The sequence below is a fragment of the Type-E symbiont of Plautia stali genome (assembly GCF_059731115.1).
This window is the reverse complement of record NZ_AP035907.1, coordinates 100103-118816: the sequence shown is the minus strand read 5'-3', so window position 1 is coordinate 118816 and position 18714 is coordinate 100103. Positions and strand designations below refer to the sequence as shown.

General features: G+C 57.6%; 15 protein-coding genes. 6 read left to right on the top strand and 9 right to left on the bottom strand.

What is annotated here, in order from left to right; all coding sequences use genetic code 11:
- Nucleotides 1–45 precede the first annotated feature (45 nt).
- The 5 genes from AC6I8L_RS20445 to fhuB all read left to right on the top strand — a co-directional run bounded on the left by AC6I8L_RS20445 (nt 46) and on the right by fhuB (nt 6811).
- Complete coding sequence (locus AC6I8L_RS20445; protein ID WP_058960788.1) at nt 46–549, top strand: RNA polymerase sigma factor; 504 nt, start codon at nt 46–48, stop codon at nt 547–549.
- Entirely contained in the window at nt 546–1583 is a 1038-nt protein-coding gene (locus AC6I8L_RS20440; protein ID WP_058960756.1) for a FecR family protein, read from the top strand. The genes AC6I8L_RS20445 and AC6I8L_RS20440 overlap by 4 nt, the downstream gene beginning before the upstream one ends.
- 79 nt (nt 1584–1662) lie before the next feature.
- Nucleotides 1663–4011, top strand: a complete 2349-nt coding sequence (locus AC6I8L_RS20435; RefSeq protein WP_058960757.1) for a TonB-dependent siderophore receptor — start codon at nt 1663–1665, stop codon at nt 4009–4011.
- A complete protein-coding gene (locus AC6I8L_RS20430; protein WP_058960758.1) occupies nt 4011–4895 on the top strand; it encodes an ABC transporter substrate-binding protein in 885 nt (294 codons plus the stop codon). Before AC6I8L_RS20435 ends, AC6I8L_RS20430 begins: the two co-directional genes overlap by 1 nt.
- A complete protein-coding gene (fhuB, locus tag AC6I8L_RS20425; protein WP_064511349.1) occupies nt 4892–6811 on the top strand; it encodes a Fe(3+)-hydroxamate ABC transporter permease FhuB in 1920 nt (639 codons plus the stop codon). The genes AC6I8L_RS20430 and fhuB overlap by 4 nt, the downstream gene beginning before the upstream one ends.
- 7 nt (nt 6812–6818) lie before the next feature.
- Here fhuB and AC6I8L_RS20420 read toward each other — a convergent pair whose 3' ends face one another.
- On the bottom strand, nt 6819–7838 hold the full coding sequence (locus AC6I8L_RS20420; RefSeq protein ID WP_058960790.1) for a helix-turn-helix domain-containing protein: 1020 nt from the start codon (nt 7836–7838) through the stop codon (nt 6819–6821).
- A gap of 102 nt (nt 7839–7940) precedes the next feature.
- On the opposite strand from AC6I8L_RS20420, the gene AC6I8L_RS20415 reads away from it, so the two are divergent.
- Nucleotides 7941–9425 (top strand): MFS transporter, encoded by a 1485-nt coding sequence (locus AC6I8L_RS20415; protein ID WP_479401742.1) that lies wholly within the window; start codon nt 7941–7943, stop codon nt 9423–9425.
- 3 nt (nt 9426–9428) lie between these two features.
- Here the strand turns inward: AC6I8L_RS20415 and ddpX are convergent, their stop codons facing one another.
- The 8 genes from ddpX to AC6I8L_RS20375 are packed head-to-tail and all read right to left on the bottom strand — an operon-like array spanning nt 9429 to nt 18668.
- Entirely contained in the window at nt 9429–9989 is a 561-nt protein-coding gene (gene ddpX / locus AC6I8L_RS20410) for a D-alanyl-D-alanine dipeptidase (RefSeq protein ID WP_058960759.1), read from the bottom strand.
- A 15-nt stretch (nt 9990–10004) separates the two neighbouring features.
- A complete protein-coding gene (locus AC6I8L_RS20405; protein ID WP_058960760.1) occupies nt 10005–11117 on the bottom strand; it encodes a M24 family metallopeptidase in 1113 nt (370 codons plus the stop codon).
- A complete protein-coding gene (locus AC6I8L_RS20400; RefSeq protein WP_058960761.1) occupies nt 11117–12343 on the bottom strand; it encodes a M20 family metallopeptidase in 1227 nt (408 codons plus the stop codon). The genes AC6I8L_RS20405 and AC6I8L_RS20400 overlap by 1 nt, the downstream gene beginning before the upstream one ends.
- A 10-nt stretch (nt 12344–12353) precedes the next feature.
- Entirely contained in the window at nt 12354–13991 is a 1638-nt protein-coding gene (locus AC6I8L_RS20395; RefSeq protein ID WP_058960762.1) for a dipeptide ABC transporter ATP-binding protein, read from the bottom strand.
- The gene (locus tag AC6I8L_RS20390) at nt 13991–14818 is read right to left on the bottom strand and encodes an ABC transporter permease (RefSeq protein WP_058960763.1); all 828 of its coding nucleotides are present in this window, start codon (nt 14816–14818) and stop codon (nt 13991–13993) included. Before AC6I8L_RS20390 ends, AC6I8L_RS20395 begins: the two co-directional genes overlap by 1 nt.
- A complete protein-coding gene (locus AC6I8L_RS20385) occupies nt 14811–15758 on the bottom strand; it encodes an ABC transporter permease (protein WP_058960764.1) in 948 nt (315 codons plus the stop codon). The genes AC6I8L_RS20390 and AC6I8L_RS20385 overlap by 8 nt, the downstream gene beginning before the upstream one ends.
- A 9-nt stretch (nt 15759–15767) precedes the next feature.
- Complete coding sequence (locus AC6I8L_RS20380; RefSeq protein ID WP_058960765.1) at nt 15768–17366, bottom strand: ABC transporter substrate-binding protein; 1599 nt, start codon at nt 17364–17366, stop codon at nt 15768–15770.
- Nucleotides 17367–17387: 21 nt separating this feature from the next.
- Entirely contained in the window at nt 17388–18668 is a 1281-nt protein-coding gene (locus tag AC6I8L_RS20375) for a M20 family metallopeptidase (protein WP_058960766.1), read from the bottom strand.
- Nucleotides 18669–18714 lie beyond the last annotated feature (46 nt).

Below are 18714 nucleotides of genomic sequence, written 5' to 3'. Positions count from 1 at the left end.
CACTCTTTCATGCATGCAGCACTGTGCGGTTGTTGGGAATCCATCTTGTCAGCGTTTGAGCGTTACTACACGGAACTGTTCCGCTTTTTGAGCGGTAAACTGCGGGATAAACACCTCGCGGAAGAATTGACCCAGGAGACATTCAGCCGCGCGCTGGCTGCCCCGGAACAGATTTCCTCGCACCGCGGATTGCTCTACCATATCGCCAGAAATCTTTTGGTCGACCGCTATCGCCTGCAGAAACAGTATGATCCCTCGCAAGATACTGACACCGATGAGTTACTGGCACCCGGCTACGAGCAACCGGACAATCGCCTTGAGAACCAACAATATATCGACCATATTGTGGCTGCCATTGAGACCCTGCCGCCGCGCTGTCGGGAGGCTTTTATCCGTCATCGAATTGAGGGGCAGTCGCAAAGCGAAGTGGCTGCGAGCATGGGAATTTCAACCAACATGGTGGAAAAACACATCATTCGCGCCATGCTGGCCTGCCGTGCCAGCCGCGACAGCTGGCGTGATGAACAATCGACAGGGAAGGCACGATGACGCGTCATGATGAGCAGACAATTGCCGAACAGGCGATTCACTGGCTACTCCGTCAGCAAGAGGGCATGACGCGAGAGGAGCAGCAGGCTTTCGAACGCTGGCTGCAAACGCCTACCCATCGGGCAGAATACGAGGATTTGGGCGGGCTGTGGCAACAGACGGCGGCTATTCCTGCCGCTGCCGTTGCGCATCTGCGCCCCGCGCCAGCACGCCGTATCGGGTGGCGTTCGATAGTAGCGACCTGTGCGCTGCTGTTACTGGCAGCCGTGCTCTACTTCCCGCTACGTAACACCTTCGCCCCGCCGATTTACAGCGCAAGCTGGCACACCGGACGTGGCGAGATGCGCACCGTGCAACTTCCCGACGGCACCACGTTGTCACTGGATGCCGGTACTCAGCTCAATGTGCGCTACTTTGCCAATCGCCGGGAAGTGGAGATGCCGCAAGGGCAAGTCTTCTTCCAGGTCACACACAACCCGAACCAACCGTTTGAGGTGCTTAGCGGCCCAACCCGCGTAACCGTAGTGGGCACCGAATTCCGGGTCCGTTACCTGCCGCATACCATGAGTGGTGAAGGCAGCGATGTCGCCGTGCGTTCAGGCGCGGTGCGCGTCGGTCCACGCGGCAACTGGGAGAACCGCTGGTGGCGGGCAATGCAGCATCTGCACATTCCTCAAGCTCAGCGCCATATCAGTGTGCTGCACGCCTCGGAACGGTCGCTCACCGATGCGCAGGGACGTCTGATTTCTCGTTCCACGCTGCCCGCCGAGCGCATCGCCGCCTGGCGCGACGATCGTATCGTACTGGATGACACGCGGCTGGATATGGCACTGGCGGAGTTTGCTCGCTACGGCGACGTTTCGCTCAAGCTGAATTCGCCTGCTGTTGCCGCACTGCGCATCAGCGGCAGTTTTGATACCAATCGGGTGGATAGCTTTGCTAACGCATTGCCGCGCGTTCTGCCGGTGAAAATAAAAAGCATTAAAAATCAATCCACTGTGGTCGCAACCAGCATGACGTTAAAAAATAATTAAAATCGACGTCAGGGTTTGACCCTGCGCGCCGTCTTCAGAAGAGAATGATTATTATTTATCTTATCTCTGGGGATCCTGAATGGCTGGTTTTTCTGTTTTACGTGCATTTCGACCTTCGCATATTGCCGTCGCGCTGGCGGTGGCCTTGCCTGCTTCCGCCGTTTTCGCCGCGGCAACGCTGTCACTGTCACTGCCCTCGCAACCACTGGCGACCTCACTCAACCAATTAGCCAGACAGGCTAACGTGCAGCTGATTGCTGCACCGGCATCCCTTGCTAATAAAACTGCACCGGCGGTGAAAGGCTCGATGACGTTGAACAGCGCGCTGGGTCAACTCTTGGCAGGAAGTGGACTGGAGTGGACGCAAAATGGTGACACCGTCTCCGTCACGCCTTCGACAGTAGGCGAAGATACGCTGACGGTAACCAAAACCCCGAGCAACTCTTCCGCCGTACCGGATCAAACCACCAGCGCCACTAAAACAGATACACCTCTGCTTGAAGTGCCTCAGTCAGTCTCGGTGATCACGCGTCAGCAATTGGACCGCCAGAATGTCCAAAGCGTCACCGAAGCGTTGCGCTATGTGCCGGGAGTGAAAACCGAAACCTACGGTGTCGATCCCAAAGGTTATGACTGGATCTACATTCGCGGCTTCAATGCTCTGACCACCAACGATTACCGTGATGGTCTACGCCAACTCAACAACAGTTACAGCTACTTCCGCACCGAGCCTTATGCACTGGAACGCATTGATATTGTACGCGGCCCCTCTTCAACCCTGTTTGGTCTCGGCGATGCTGGCGGGATCGTGAACCGCGTCAGCAAAATGCCTGACGCGCGCGGCGTGCATGAAGTGGAAGTCCAGTTGGGGAATTTCAATCGCCGTCAGGCGCAGTTTGATATGAGCGATAAACTGGATGATGAAGGTCAGTGGCTGTATCGCGTGGTCGGTCTGGCACGTGACAGCGATACCCAGTTCCAGTATCGCGATGGCCCGCATGTAGAAGATAACCGCCTGTACCTCGCACCCACCTTAACGTGGCTTCCTTCCGCCGATACCAGTCTGACGCTGCGCGCTGATTACCTGCGCGATACCTCCGGTGGCACCGTGGCAGTCCTGACCAATCCGGGCAATAAAACCACCGACACGCTCTTAGGCGATTACAACTACAACCGCTTCCGCCAGGAGCAGTACAGCGTGGGCTATGAGTTCAGCCAGCAGCTTTCTGAGGGCATTAAGTTCCGCCAGAACCTGCGTTATGGTCAGACCGATACCATTCTGAACAACCTGCTTGCAGGCGATCCAGACTTCACCACCAACACCGTGTCACGCAACGCCATTCGTTTTGATGAGCACATGAAAGCCTTCAACATCGATAATCAGTTGCAGATGGATTTCAACACGGCGTCAGTCGCACATACGCTGCTGGCCGGGGTGGATTACAGCTGGCTGGATGCCAACGCCAAGCGCTTCAGCGCTGTTGCGCCCGCGCTCAGCATCACCCATCCGGTTTACGGTCTGGATATTGCCGACCCGACCAACGCCGTGAATAACAACGATCAAACCACCGCCCAGTTGGGTGTGTACATGCAGGATCAAATTCACCTGACCGATCAATGGCTGGTGACGCTCGGTGGTCGTCATGACGATATCAGCATGCGCACGCAGAACAACCTCAGTGGCAGCAGCTCGTGGGTGGACAAAGATGCCTGGACGGGGCGTGCGGGATTAACTTATCTGGTTGGCAACGGATTGGCGCCGTACATCAGCTACGCCGAGTCATTCGTGCCCAACAGCGGCACCGACAGCCATAACCGCACCTTCGATCCGAGTAAGGCGCATCAGTATGAGATTGGGGTGAAATATCAGCCGGACAGCAATCTGCTGATGACACTGGCCGCGTTTGATATCACCAAATCCAACGTGCTCACCAATGAAATCGTCGATGGGCTCGCCACCGGTTATCAGGTGGCATCAGGTGAAGTGCGCTCACGCGGCATCGAGTGGCAAACACAGGCACAGCTGACCTCTAACTTCGACGTGCTGGCTTCTTATACCTACACCGATGCCGAGATCAGCAAAAGCAACAATGGCGATCAGGGCAAGCAGCAGGCTAACGTGCCGAAAAACATGGCATCGGCATGGCTGAACTACGGCTTCCATCAGGGCATGTTTGATGGGCTGTTGCTGAGCACTGGCGTGCGCTATATCGGCAGCATGTACGGCGACAACGCCAACACCATTCCGGTAAAGAACTTCACCCTGGTCGATGCGGGCGTGAAATATCAGGTGAACAGAAATATTCAGGTCGGATTCAACGTGCAGAACCTGTTTGATCATCACTATGTCGGTACCTGCGATGGCGATACCAGCTGCTATCCAGGCCAGGAACGCACCTTTATAGGCTCGCTGAAGCTGAACTTCTGATGTTCAATATCAGTCGTCGTACCTGCCTGAAAATGCTCGTCGTGCTGCCCATCGCGGCACGTGCGAGCCAGGCCATTCCCGATCGCCAGCGTATTGTGGCGATCAACTGGGCGGCAGCGGAAACGCTGCTGAGCCTGGGCGTCACGCCGCTAGCGATATCCGATAGCCACTATTTTTGCCAACGCATTCCGCGCCCGCTGTTACCTGACAGCGTGCAGGATATCGGGCCTTTCTGGGAGCCCAATCTGGAAATGCTCGCGACCCTGCGCCCTGCTCTAATTATCAGCGATGCACTCCCCGCCGCCGTTATGACCAAAATGGCGACCATCGCCCCGGTAGAAACCGTCACCGCGTTTGCGACGTCAGGTGATCTATGGCAAGCCCTGCATGACTGGACCGGGCAACTGGGCGCACGTCTGAAGGTTACACCCCACGCGACAAAGTGGCTGCAACAGGTCGATACGGCAATGGACACTTATCGCCAGCGCCTGATTAATCCTCAACACACGCGCGTACTGGTGATGGTGTTGGATCAGGATGGTAAGTACGCAACGCTTTACGGTAACGGCAGTCTGGCCGATGCGGTGTTACGCCAGCTCGGTTTGATAAACGCCTGGCAGAAATCGGTTAACGCTGCGCACGTCGCGCGAGTGCGCATAGAGGAACTGGCCGATCTCCCCTGCGACTGGCTTTTCTACACTGAATTACCGACGGCGATGACACGTTTGATGCGCGCCCGGCAGCCGAACGGTTTATGGCACCACTTGCCGATGGTGGCGCAAGGGCGTGTGACCCGTTTGGATCATTTCTTTCCGTTTGGCAGCCTCGCGACGGCGCTTGGGCTGGCGGACGATATCACTCGCGTACTGGAAACCGCATCATGAAACCGATGAGCGCCATGGTGCTGCTATGCGCCGCTTTTATTGCGGCTCTCACGCTGGTCACCGTCAATTACTCCACGTTGCTGGCACGCTATCCCGTCTCACTATCATCGCTGCTGGTTGAGCAAAGCTTTCTGCCGCGCATCGCTGTCAGCCTGCTGTGCGGCGCGGGCCTGGCGTTGGCCGGTTTGCTGTTTCAGCAGGTGCTGCAAAATCCGCTGGCTGAACCGGGAACGCTCGGCGTGGCTGCCGGTGCCAATCTGGCGATGTCCGCAGCGCTGGTTTTCGCGCCCGGCCTGCTGGTCATCGGCTTGCCGCTGCTGGCGCTGATCGGATCGATGGTGGCTATTTTGATCCTGATGGCGCTCACCGCGGGTCGCCGATTCGCACCGCTGAGCGTGATTCTGGTTGGCATGGTTCTCAGCCTGTACGGCAACGCCCTGAACACACTATTGGTGCTGTTCAACCACGATTACCTCAGCGATCTGTTTAGCTGGCAAGCCGGGACACTGGCGCAAAGCGGCTGGAGCAGCAGCCTGGTATTGGCGGTAACGCTGGCTTGTGCACTGATCGCCAGCCTGCTGCTGGTCAGGCCGCTGACGGTGCTGGGATTATCCGAGCAAAATGCCCGTGCGTTGGGTCTGGCCACCGTGCAGGTGCGCTTTATGGCGCTGGGCGTGGCGGTGTTTCTGAGTGCGATGATCACCAGCCAGGTGGGGATTATCAGTTTTATCGGGCTGGCGGCCCCGGCGATGGTTAAAGCCTGCGGCCTGCGCCGCTTCCCACAGCAGCTGATTGCCAGCATGCTCTCCGGTGCAACCTTACTGCTGTTGGTCGATCAGCTCGCATTACGCTGTTCCCCTGCGGCGGGCGACATTCCATCAGGCGCCGTGACGGCACTGTTAAGCGCACCGTTATTATTGATACTGCTGATGCGGCAACGCGCCATACATCTGCCGACCGGGCAAACGCGGCTCAGCGCTACCCCGCGTTTCAACACGCGTCAACTGGGGATGCTGTTACTGCTTTTGCTGCTGATTCTGCCTGCGTCTCTCTGGTTCAACCGTACACCGCCAGGCGCAATCACTTCGCAATTGCTGGTCTGGCGCTGGCCGAGAATCAGCGGTGCGCTCTGTGCAGGGATGATGCTGGCGTGTGCGGGGGTGCTAATTCAACGCTTAACCGGTAATGCGATGGCGAGCCCGGAGCTGACCGGCATCAGCAGCGGCGCGGCCCTCGCGGTGTTATTGACCGTGTTGTTCACCTCCTGGCCCCTGACGTTTATGTTACCCGCTGCGGTGGTCGGCAGCCTGGTCGCCATGCTGTTGCTGTTTTTGTTTGGCGCGCGCAGTAGGTTTAACCCGCAGAAGATGGTGCTGATTGGTTTGAGCCTCACCAGCCTCGCCAGCGCGCTGAATATGATACTGATGCTAAGTGGCGACCCGCGTGCCCTGATGCTGTTGAACTGGAGTACCGGCTCGACCGCGAACATAGACGCAAGCATGGCCGCTGGTGCGATGGTTGCCGCGATGGTGTTGTGTCCGCTGGCGTTGATGATGCAACGCTGGTTAACGCTTTTAGGATTAGGGCAGCCGACTGCTCAGTCATTGGGCATCGCCTTGCGCCGCACGAATTTGTTAATTCTGCTGCTCACGGCATTACTCACTGCTGCGGGCACACTGCTGGTCGGCCCGCTGAGTTTTATCGGTTTGCTGGCACCGCAGTGCGCCAGAGCGCTGGGTGCCCATTTGCTACGTCATCAGCTGTGCGCCGCCGCGTTGATGGGAGGATTGTTGATGGTGCTTGCCGACTGGTTGGGGCGCAACATCGCCTGGCCATGGCCGATCTCCGCCGGGCTGTTGACTGCATTTATCGGTGCACCGTGGTTTTTATGGCAACTGCGCAGAACGTCAGGCTGAAGAACACTCAGCCCATCACAAACCGCTCATTGAACGCCTTGCGCCATTTGGTCGGCGTGGTGTTAAAGCGTTGTCTGAAGTGATGGCGCAACGCTTCGGGAGAACCAAACCCCGCCTGCTCAGCGACCTGATCAATACTGAGCGCGTTGTTTTCCAGCATCGCGCAGGCCTTTTCCAGCCGAATGCCGAGCAACCACTCGCCCGGCGAGGTGCCGGTGGCATCATGAAAGCGACGAATAAAGGTGCGACGGCTCATGCCTGCTTGCCGAGCCAACTGCTCGATCACCAACGGCGCGTTCAGATTATTGCGCAAATCGTCGAGCAGGGGCGCGAGGCTATTGCTGCGGCGTTGTGGAACAGGTTGTTGGATCAACTGCGCCTGGCTGCCCTCTCGTAGCGGCGGCGTCACCATTCTGCGTGCGGTGCGATTGGCGACATCAATGCCGTAATCGCGTCGAATCAGATGCAAACATAAATCGACACCTGCTGCACCGCCCGCCGAAGTGATGATGCTGCCTTCATCCACGTAAATCATGCCGTGTTCCACCTGCACCTGAGGAAATCTTTCGGCCAGGATCTCGGTGCTGTTCCAGTGGGCGGTGGCACGTTTCCCGTTTAACAGCCCCGCTTCACCCAGTACAAAGCTTCCGGCACAAATGGAGACAATCCGTGTGCCATTTTGATGGGCTTTTTGTAACGCTGTGATTAACGCCTCAGAGGCCGGTGCGGTCACGCTGCGCCAGCCGGGGATGACGATGGTTCCGGCGTCTTCCAGTAACTCAAGCCCGCCATCCACCACCAGGCGCACACCGCCCTGCGCACCAAACACGCCCTCTTCCACCGACGCCACGCTCAGGTCATACAGCGGATGGCCGAAGACGTCATCTGCTCGGCCAAACGCTTCAACGGCAGTACCAAATTCAAAGGTACAGAGGCATTCATACGCCAAAAGCACCAGCCGCCGATTTTTCGGCGCTGCAGGAGGGGAACGCAGAGAAGAAGTGATTTGCATGTCAGCCTTATCCATGATGTTGGCACGATTTTGACGATATCTGGCATCGGCATGGATTTCCACCGTTGCGTCAATCTTCCATGCTGGCACGCTCTTAACGTGACGCAGGAATTCAGGATGAAGAACATGTTGGCGCTGATGGCGGTGTGCTTAGCCGCGTTGATGTCGGGGCTGGAAATCTCCAGCGTGCCGGTGATTTTGCCGGTACTGGAACAGGAGATGCAGGCGAATTTTCGCGATCTGCAGTGGATCATGAATGCCTATACGCTGGCCTGCACCGCCGTTTTAATGGCGACCGGCACGCTGGCGGATAACTATGGCCGCAAGCGCATCTTTCTCATCACCATTGTCGGTTTTGGTTTGACCTCGGTGATGTGCGGGCTGGTCGGGAGTGCATTCTGGCTCATCATCGGGCGCTTCCTGCAAGGGCTAAGCGGCGGTGCGATGTTAACCTGCCTGATCGCCATACTCTCGCACCAGTTCCCGCAGGGAAAACCCCGTAGCCAGGCCTTTGCCGCATGGGGGATAACCTTTGGCTTTGGTCTGGGTTTCGGTCCTATCATCGGCGGGATGCTGGTGGCGGTTTTAAGCTGGCAATGGGTGTTTCTGGTGCACGGCTTTATCGCGCTGCTGACATTCGTGCTCGCACTGAAAAATGTGGATGAATTCCACCCTGGCCAAAGCAACAAACTCGATCGGGTTGGGTTGATCACCCTCACCCTATGCGTGGTTGGCGTGACCTATCTCATTACCCAGGGTGCCAGCATGGGTTGGCGAGGTCTTGAAGCCCGGCTAATTATGCTGGTGATCCTGATCAGCTCAGTGGTGTTTATTCGCACGGAGAAGCGCCATCCTCACCCAATGTTTGATTTCTCGGTGTTTCGCATTCGCTCCTTCTCGGGGGCTTTGATGGGTTCGATTGGCATGAACTTCAGTTTCTGGCCGCTGATGATCTACCTGCCGGTTTATTACCAGAGCGGGCTTGGGTTCAGCAGTATGGATACCGGTTTTGCCCTGCTTGCCTATACCTTGCCCACCTTATTGATGCCGCCGATAGGGGAAAAACTGGTGCTGCGATTTGGCGCTGCCCGTGTCATTCCCCTCGGATTATTTTCGATCGGTGCTGGGTTCGTGCTGATGAAACTGGCCATCACGTACCAACTGAGTTTGCTGCCGGGTGCCCTGCTGGCGGGAACCGCGCTCGGGCTCACCAATACGCCGGTGACCAATACCACGACCGGTTCCGTTGCCGCTAATCGGGTAGGCATGGCTTCCGGGATTGATATCAGTGCACGTTTAATCACGCTGGCGATCAACATCGCCTTGATGGGCAGCCTGCTGGTGGCAGTGATCGCCTCCAGTCTGCGGCAACGGCTTCCTGCCTCCAGCGATGTGGTTGCGCTCGCAGAACGCATAGCGGCTGGCGCTGAAGTTTCGCTTAGCCGCGCTATCGCCTCGCAAGTGCTGGCTGACGGTTTTTCCGCCGTGCTGACCTATGGCGCGCTGGGTGTAAGCGGTCTGGCACTGGCGAGTTATCTGCTGTTCAGGCCCAAAAGTCTCAGAGTGGCTGAGCGGACGACCCATCCCTGCCGACGAGAGTGAGGGTTATCGCGCCACGCAGCCAAAGCGATCTTCCAGCAACGGATAGCGCTGCGCATCCGGTAACTCAAAATGCCACCACTCGGTTGGCATACCGACAAAACCGCCTGCCAGCATAATGGCATTGAGCATCAAACGATGGCGCTGTGCCTGTGGCGGTACATCGGGATGGAACGGATGCGAAAGATCTTCCATCGCATCAAAGGCGGTGCCCATATCCAGCACCTTGCCCGCGTCATCCACTAACGTCAGATCAATCGCCACGCCACGGCTGTGATTCGAGCCGATTGCGGGCGGCACCACGTAGTCGGCATCCGGGCAGGCATCCCATAGATGCCACTGCGCCTGCTGGGGGCGATAAGCATCAAAAATCAGTAAGGTGAAGCCAGCCAGTCGGGCGACCTCAACACTTTTTTGCAACGCGCGCGCCGCTTCTGGATGCAGCAGGGCCCGCGCTTCGCGATAAATGCCGTAACCGGTGATGTTATCGGTCGTGGCGTATTTCAGGTCAAAAGCCAACGTTGGAAAGCTAGCGGCTAAATCAGTGAGTAAAATGTCCTGCGTCATCCTTCATCCTGTTGATCAATGTTCCGGCAATGATAATAGCTGGCGCGGCAGCGTTGTCAGCCGCTCTGCACCCTGCGGCGTCACGCGAACGGTTTCGCTGAACGCCAGACTTTGCGCGGAAGTATACATATGGAACACCATATCCTCCTCCAGTAACCACTCCGCTTTGGCATGGAAGCTACAGGAAAAATCACTCGGGCGCGGCGTGCGCGTATACAGCCCCAGCGCATAGCCGGTGATGTTGGGATAATCCGTACGAAGTCCATTGCGCAATAACCCCTCGCGCACAATCGCATCCACTTCCCGTGCGCTGACGCCGGGTTTCATGGCCCTGAACTGTTCATCCTGTATTGCGATAAGTTGCAGCGCCAGCTCAGCGCGCTGGGTGGAGATCTCCCCCACAATAAACGGACGCATCAGACGCGCGCTGTAGTGTTTCACTTTAGGAATCAGCTCTACGTGCAGCACATCGCCACGCTGTAAACGCTGTTCATGGCCGCTGGCATGGAGAAAACCGTTGTCGCCGCTGGCGATGACGATAGGCCCGGTTTCCCCGGTATCCGCACCCAGACGCAAAAATTCGCCTGCCGCCAGCGCAGCGACATCGCGTACACGCCAGCTGCCCTGCACGGCTTTGCCCATCGCGTCCAGCGTGGTATCGGCAATGGCGGAGGCCTGACGCAACGCCTCCAGCTCTGCCGGGAATTTCACGCTGCGCAGCCGATCGCTCACACCGGTTAAATCGCACCACTGCACGTCCGGCAAATGGCGCGACAGCTGCTGCCAGCTGTGCACCGTCAAGCCATAAGAGGTGTAATCCGCGCCCAACCGCGCCCGTTGAAAACCGCGTCGGAGCAGACTGTGCGCCACCGCAAACCACGGGTCCTGATCGTCACGATAGCTTTCTACTGCCAGCGCAGGAGATTGCGCCCGGCACGGCGCTTCATCTAACTGGCGCAGCACCATCCAGGGATTGCCGTTAAGCGGCACCAGGCAAGCGCGATACAAGGTTTCTGACACGGTATAACCGGTCAGCCAGGCCAGCAGTTCACCATGATCGATGATCATTACGTCCACATTGGCCTGCTGCATCGTGGCACGCAGGCGACTCAGCGCCGCGGCGTTCATTATGCGCCCTCGACCGGATGGCAGATCTCCAGAATCGCGAGCAGATAAATGCGCACCATATCAAGGAATTCGGTTATCTCGACGCGCTCATCCGGCATGGTGTTGTATTTACCGCCCGGACCACACACGATGCCTTCCATGCCCGCATGCTGATACAGGTGTGCAGCATCAGTACCAAAGAAGGCTGGCGGCGTGATGACGCCAGTAGGCTGTTCGGTGCCACGCACGGTTTTCCAGCCGCGATTCACCGCTTTGACAATCGGTGACTCTGGCGACACTTCGAAAGGCAACATGGTGGGCTTATCGCGGATACCGTCATCAAACAGCTCAGCTTTCAGGCCGGGTAAGCGCTGGCACAGTGTATCCAGCAGCGCTTGCAGATCCGCTAACACGCCTTCAACGGTTTGACCCGGCGCAAAGCGGGCTGAACCCTTCAGGCGTACAAAGTCAGCCACCTGCGGCGGACGCCACTCTTGCAGATCGCGCCCCAGTGCGCCGTGCGCAGTACCGATATGTCCCCGGTTAATTTTCAGATGCTCTTCACTTTTCGCGCCGCTGAACACCATGCCATTAATCTGCGGAATCAGTTCGACGGCGGCGTTGATCGCATCCACCGCCTCTTCGCGTTTTGACAGATGGCGGGTATCACCGGTGAGTTCAATGGTGAACATCAGTGAACCGGCATGCATGGTCAGCGCCTGCAGATCAGTGGGTTCCGCATTGATAAAGTAATCGGCGCGCACGCCCTGTTCAATTGCCGCCAGCGTGCCGATACCGCCCTGCAATTCGCCCACCACGTAGGTCAGAATCACATCACCTTTCAGTTTCACACCGGCATCAATCAGCGTTTTCAGCGCACAGAAGTAGGCCGCATCGCCCGCTTTCATATTGGAGACGCCAATGCCGTAAATGAACTGGTCGTCAATTTTTCCTGCCCAGGGATCCACCGTCCAGCCTTCGGTTACCGGATTGGTGTCCAGATGGCCGTTGAACAGCAGGCTGTTGCCGCCGCCGCTGCCCGCCAGGCGACCGATAGCATTGAGACGATCGCCCGGGACTTTTTGCAGTTCGGTTTCCAGGCCCAGCTGTGCCATCTGTTCTGCCATATAGCGGGCTAACTCACGTTCGCCATCGGTGGCGCTGTAGCTTTTGTGCTGCACCATTTTTGCCAGGAAAGAGAGGCAGAACTCGCGATCGATATGATGAATTAACTGTTCAGGATTCATGCGTTTCTCGTTAAGCAACGGATTGGGATAAGTCGGGAACGTGCACCGCATCAAGCAGTGCGCGGGTATAAGGATGCTGCGCCAGCGCGCTCATATTCTCGCCGGGCAGCACTTCCACCACATCGCCGCGATACATTACCGCCACGCGATGGGCGATTTGACGTATCAGGTTGAGATCGTGGGTAATAAACAGATAGGCCGTGCCGTAGCGGCGACGCAGTTCCAGCAAAAGCTCGATGATGGTGGCCTGCACTGACACATCCAGCGCAGCGGTGATTTCATCGCAAATCACTAAATCTGGTGGATTGGCAAAAGCACGTGCGATAGCAACACGCTGTTTCTGACCACCGGACAGCGCGTGCGGATAGCGCGTGGCAAACTCTGCGGGCAACCGCACTTCCTCTAACAGGCGAGCCACGGCTTGCGCTTCCGTTTCTCCCGGCGGCAAACCGTATAAGCGCAGCGGACGCGCAATGATTTCACCGATGGTCATGCGTGGATTCAGCGAGGCGTCCGGATGCTGAAAGATCATCTGCACCCGGCGGCGATACTCTTTATCCATCTGCGCGCGGCCTTGCAGCGCATAGCCGCAGAAGTCGAGCTCACCGCTAAACGGCACCAGTCCGGTGATCGCTTTGCCCAGCGAGGATTTCCCCGAACCTGACTCGCCCACCACGCCAAGGATCTCGCCCTGATGCACGGTGAGCGAAACCGCGTTGGCGGCACGCGTGGTATTGGCTTCACGTTTAAGCAAGCGGTCGACAAAACCTTGCTGGCCGTAATCGATGGTGAGCGCGTCCAGCGTCAGCAGCGGCTGCGATCCGGCGGCATCCTGTACCAGACGCTGCTGCGGATTTGGCACTGCTGAGATCAATTTGCGGGTATAGCTGTTCTGCGGCGCGCTAAACAAACTCTGCGTGTCGGCCTGCTCCACAATTCGCCCTTTTTCCAGCACGCAAACGCGATCGGCGACTTTCGCCACCAGCGCCAGATCGTGGGAAATATACAGTGAGGCCACCCCCGTCTCTTCGCGCAGACGTTCATAGAGATCGAGGATCTGCGCCGAGCTGATCACATCCAGCGCGGTGGTCGGTTCATCGAAGATCATGCAGTCCGGCTGACAGGCGAACGCCGTGGCGATTAAGATGCGCTGCTTCTCACCCCCGGAAACCTGATGCGGATAACGGCGCATCATGCGTGCCGGATGTTTGAGCTCGACGTCATGTAACAGCGACTCGCCCAATTCCTGCGCTTCACGTGCCGTTAAGCCGCGATGGCGCCGCAGCACTTCTGTCACCTGTTCGCCCAGCGTAAGGGTAGGATTGAGCGAAGCACTTGGGTCCTGAAAAATCATCCCCATCTTCGCGCCGCGCAAGGCCATCAGTTTTGGGGCAGGCAAACTCAGCAGGCTCTCTCCGTTGAGGCGGATGTCGCCCCACTTCTCACGCGCATTGCCCGCCAGCCAGCGCATGATCGCCCAGCCGAGCGTGGTTTTGCCGGACCCGGATTCCCCCACTAACCCCAGCACTTCGCCGGGCATCACGTTTAACGTAATATCGCGCAGCACCGGCAGTGACTCACCGCTTTGTAACGCGTAATCAAGGCTGTAATTTTCCACCGACAGCACCGGTTCAGGCTTCACACTCATCAGTGGCTCCTTGGGTTGAGCACGTCTCGCAGCCCGTCACCCAGTAAGTTAAAACCAATCGCCACCAGCGCGATCGCCAGGCCCGGAATCATCATCATCCACGGCGCGGTGAAGAAATAGGTGCGGGCTTCGGAGACCATCAGCCCCCACTCTGGCTCGGGAGGCTGTGCGCCTAAACCGAGGAAACTCAGGGTGGCGAACAGCATGATGGCGAAGGCCACGCGGATGGTGGCTTCCACGATGATCGGTGCGAGGATGTTCGGCAGCATTTCACGCAGGATGATGTAGTGCCCGGCTTCACCACGGGCAATCGCCGCGTTGATGTAATCCTGCTGCCGCGCCGCCAGCGCCACGCTGCGTGAAATACGCACCATGCCCGGCACAAACGCAATGGTGATCGCCAGCACCGCATTCATGCTGCTCTGACCCAAAGTGCTGACAATCAGCAAAGCAAACAGCAGGCTGGGGATCGCCATCACGGCATCCATCGTGCGCATCATAAATTCATCGATCTTGCCGCCCAGATAGGCGCTGGCGGTGCCCAGTACTGAACCAATCACCATGGCCAATGCGGTTGCCAGCAGTGACAGCACGATGGTGGAGCGTGCGCCAACCATTACCCGGCTGAAGATGTCTCGCCCCATTTGATCGGTGCCAAACCAGTGCTCGGCACTCGGCGGTTTGTAACGCGTCAGAATCGAGATCGACTCGGGATCAAAAGGTGCGACATGCGCGCCACCGACCACCATCAGCAGCGACAGCAGGATAATCAGTACCCCGACCGCGCCCTGCGGTGAGCGCAGTAAACGTTTTAAAATATCAGGCATAGGAAATTCGCTTATCCAGAACCACATAGGCCAAATCGGCGAGGAAATTCACCACCGAATAGGTCGCGGCGAGAATCATCACACCGGCCTGAATGGTGGGCAGATCGCGTGCCTGCACGGCAACAATCAGCTCACGACCAATACCGGGAATGGCGAAGATCTCCTCGACCACCACAATGCCGCCCAGCAGATAACCGACATCCAATGCCACAATGGTAATGGTCGGCAACAAGCCATTGCGCAGCGCGTGACGCCAGAGAATGCGGCGGCGCGACAGGCCTTTCAGCCAGGCGGCGCGGATGTAGTCGGTATGCAACACATCGACCATCTCCGAACGCACCATGCGCGAAACGTGCGCCACCAGGATCAGTGCCACGGTGATTGACGGCAGGATCAGGTGCTGGACGCCGCTGATGAAGTTTTCACTCAGCGGCACATAGCCGGTGGCGGGCAGAATCTGCCAGACATCAGCAAACAGCAGTAGCACCAGCGTGGCAGTGACAAACTCGGGGAAGGAGATACCGATGTAGGAGATGACGCTGACCAGCACATCGGCGGTTTTGCCGCGACGTATTGCCGCCCAGATACCGAGCGGAATAGCGATCACCAGCATCAGCAACAGTGCACACACCGCCAGCAACAGCGATCGCGACAGCGCGGTCAACAACGTCGGCCCCACTTCGAGCCCATTGCGCATCGACACACCAAAATTGCCCTGCAACGCCTGGCTCAGCCAATGCCAATACTGCAACCATGCTGGCGCATCCAATCCCAGTCGTTCGCGCACCGCGGCGAGTGCCTCTGGCGTGGCGTTTTGCCCCAGCAAGGTGACAGCGGCGTCCGCTGGCAACAGCTGCGTGATGCCAAAGACCAGCAGTGACACCACCAGCAAGGTGTAGATCATTAGCAGCAGGCGTTTAAGCAGATAACTGGCTGTCACGGTCGCTCCTTACACTGCACGCTTAGGCGCTTTGTCAGTTAACCAGGTATGGTCGAGACGGAACACGGCACCACGCGGATGCAGATGATATCCGCCAACGTAATCACGGCTGGCAGCCAGCAAATCGAAGAAGGTCGGAATCAGCGAAGGCACTTCGTCATGCATCAACTGTTGTGCTTTACCGTACAGCGTGGTGCGCTGCGCATCATCGTTGGTTTCACGGGCGGCATTGACCGCACTATCAAAATCGGCGTTGTTCCAGCGCGTTTCGTTCCATGATGCGGTCGAGGTGTAGAGCAGCGAGAACACCGCATCCGGCGTCGGTTGCATGTTGTAGAAGCCGACGTAGAAGTTGCCTTTTTTCCATACCTGATCGAGGTAAGTGCTGTGTGCCATGGTCTGCACGTCAATGCGGAAACCGCCCTGCTTAGCCATCTCACGCAGCGCGATACCCAACTGGGTGCGAGTCGCCGGTTTATCCGAGGCAATCAACGTTAAATCGAGGCCGTTGGGATAACCCGCGTCCGCCAATAAGGCTTTGGCTTTGCTGTAATCCACCGCTTTTTTCGCCAGGTTAGCGAAGTAAGGGTAAGAGGCGTTGATTGGCGTATCGTTGCCTGGCGAACCGAGGCCATCGGCAACAAAGTCCACCGATGCCGGGCGATCAACGCACAGTGCCAGCGCCTGACGCACGCGCACATCGTTAAACGGCTTTTGATCGCAGCCCATGTTCACATTGAGGAACTGACCGGATGCCACCCGCAGTGGCAGCACACCTGACGATTTGGAGAGACGCGCAAATTCGCTCGACTGTGCACTCAGCATCAAATCGGTATCACCGGAGATCAGCGCCGAGCTTTCTGCGATGCCATCGGGATAGACCACCACTTCCACGCCATCAAGATAAGGACGCGCCGGGTCGTAATAATGCGGGTTGCGCTTTACCACGATTTTGCGTTCGGGATCGTAAGAAACCAGCTGGAAAGGCCCCGCGCCCAGCGAGGCTTTGGTGAGTTTGTCGTACTGACCCTGCGCAATGCTGGCGGGAATGATTTTGGCATCGGGATAGGCCAGCATCACCGGCAGGTCAGCGTAAGGGGCATCGGTTTCGATCAACACTGTATTGGCATCTTTGGCGCTCACCGCTTTGATCGGACCGATGTTGTGCAGTGCCGGAGAAGCATTTTTCGGATCCAGCAACGCCTGCAAACTGGCTACCACATCTGCCGAGGTCAATGCGCTGCCGTCACTGAACTTGAGGTTCGGACGCAGGGTGAAGGTCCACTGCTTGAGATCGGCACTCGCCTGCCAGGATTGGGCCAGGTCTGCTTCGGCTTTCATCTCCTGCGTCAGGCGCGTCAGGCCGCTGTAGAGCAACTCCGCGACCAGATATTCCGGGTTGACGCGCACCTGATGCGGATTCAGCACGCTGACCGCCTGATCGACACTAATACGCAGTACGCCGCCTTTACGTGGCGTGCCGCCCGGCGTCGCGCTGGTTACCGCTGCGGCATGGGCCGAGAACGACCAGGGTAACATGGCTGCACCGGTCAGAGCGGTAGAGCTGGTGATAAACTGCCTGCGGTTTAACCCTTTCATCGCGCACATCTTCTCTTCCTCGTTAGTTTGTTAAATACCCTGGGTTGGCTGAAACTCATCGGCGAGATACGCCAGAATGGACTGCGAAAGTGCGATAACATCTGCCATCGTTGTGAACTCATCGGCGGCATGAATGCGGTTGTCGGGGCGGGCTAAACCACCCAGTAAAATTTCCTGCATACCGGCCTGCTGAACCCAACCCATATCCGAACTGGTTGAGGATCCCCAGGGTTTAAACTCCTCCGCTTTAAAACCAAATCCCTGACTCAGTGCGGCCTGCCAGCGTGGCCAGTGCGGGCCATCAGGATTGGCCACCGGGGCCAGATGACCAATCATTTGCACGCTGACATCAAGCGCTGGGCTGCCTTGCATCGCTTGTTGGATGCAGTGGGTCAACTCCTGCCAGACGTTGTCAAACGCCTCTTCCGGGGCATAACGTCGATTGACCAGCAGTTCGAAACGTTCGGGGATGGTTGAGCCTTTGCTGCCACCCTGTGCGGCAGCCAGCGTCACCAGTGAGGTCAGCGGTTTGCCCTGATAATGCGGCGGCGCAGGCATTGCCGAGGTGCGCTGTTCCACTTCGCCTTTCAGTTGATAAAGCGCGTTCATCAGCGGCAGTGCGGCTTCGATGGCGTTGATGCCGTGCAGCGGATCGCCAGAATGCGCGGAACGCCCGGTAATAATGATTTTGAGATCGATACTGCCAAAGCAGCCCGCCCAGATGCGTGGCACTGCGCCACCATTGAAGCTCAACAGATGCCCAGCGAAGCGCTGCTGTTCCGCGAGGTAACGAATACCGGGATACAACCCGCCCTCTTCATCGGTACAAAGCAGAAAGACCGGATTGAAACGCAGCGGCAGATTGCAGGCCTGCGCTGCACGGATCGCCGCCATCGCCGCCACGATCGTCCCTTTCATGTCCGCCGCGCCGCGCCCAAACAACTTACCTTCGGCCACCGTCAGTGCCAGCGGAGGAAATCGCCAGCCATCTCCCGCAGGCACCGTATCGGTGTGAAAGTAGAGATTGCAGTTTTCGGCTGCGCCACAGTTAAGCGTTGCCAGCAAATTCACTCGCTCGCCGGATGCGCTGCCATCGGGCGCTTGCCAGAGATCTTCCGGCACTGAAACACGCTCAAAGCTAAAGTGCATTGGCGCTAACAGCTGTGTCATCAGATCGGCAAATTGCCCATAGCCATTGCCCGGTGGAAAACAGGTATCCACGGCCAGCATGCGCTGCATATCGTCAGTTATCTGTGCGGTGTCATCCGCAATGGTCTCTAACGCACTGTTAAGGCGAGAATTCTGCAACATAGGATTATCGTCTGTTGTATTTCTATATAGTTTATAGATAATGCAA

Excerpts from the sequence above, each read along its gene's own strand:
- AC6I8L_RS20440 (WP_058960756.1), top strand. The coding sequence starts at position 546 with ATGACGCGTCATGATGAGCAGACAATTGCCGAACAGGCGATTCACTGG.
- AC6I8L_RS20435 (WP_058960757.1), top strand. The coding sequence starts at position 1,663 with ATGGCTGGTTTTTCTGTTTTACGTGCATTTCGACCTTCGCATATTGCC.
- AC6I8L_RS20430 (WP_058960758.1), top strand. The coding sequence starts at position 4,011 with ATGTTCAATATCAGTCGTCGTACCTGCCTGAAAATGCTCGTCGTGCTG.
- fhuB (WP_064511349.1), top strand. The coding sequence starts at position 4,892 with ATGAAACCGATGAGCGCCATGGTGCTGCTATGCGCCGCTTTTATTGCG.
- AC6I8L_RS20420 (WP_058960790.1), bottom strand. The coding sequence starts at position 7,838 with ATGGATAAGGCTGACATGCAAATCACTTCTTCTCTGCGTTCCCCTCCT.
- AC6I8L_RS20415 (WP_479401742.1), top strand. The coding sequence starts at position 7,941 with ATGAAGAACATGTTGGCGCTGATGGCGGTGTGCTTAGCCGCGTTGATG.
- ddpX (WP_058960759.1), bottom strand. The coding sequence starts at position 9,989 with ATGACGCAGGACATTTTACTCACTGATTTAGCCGCTAGCTTTCCAACG.
- AC6I8L_RS20405 (WP_058960760.1), bottom strand. The coding sequence starts at position 11,117 with ATGAACGCCGCGGCGCTGAGTCGCCTGCGTGCCACGATGCAGCAGGCC.
- AC6I8L_RS20400 (WP_058960761.1), bottom strand. The coding sequence starts at position 12,343 with ATGAATCCTGAACAGTTAATTCATCATATCGATCGCGAGTTCTGCCTC.
- AC6I8L_RS20395 (WP_058960762.1), bottom strand. The coding sequence starts at position 13,991 with ATGAGTGTGAAGCCTGAACCGGTGCTGTCGGTGGAAAATTACAGCCTT.
- AC6I8L_RS20390 (WP_058960763.1), bottom strand. The coding sequence starts at position 14,818 with ATGCCTGATATTTTAAAACGTTTACTGCGCTCACCGCAGGGCGCGGTC.
- AC6I8L_RS20380 (WP_058960765.1), bottom strand. The coding sequence starts at position 17,366 with ATGTGCGCGATGAAAGGGTTAAACCGCAGGCAGTTTATCACCAGCTCT.
- AC6I8L_RS20375 (WP_058960766.1), bottom strand. The coding sequence starts at position 18,668 with ATGTTGCAGAATTCTCGCCTTAACAGTGCGTTAGAGACCATTGCGGAT.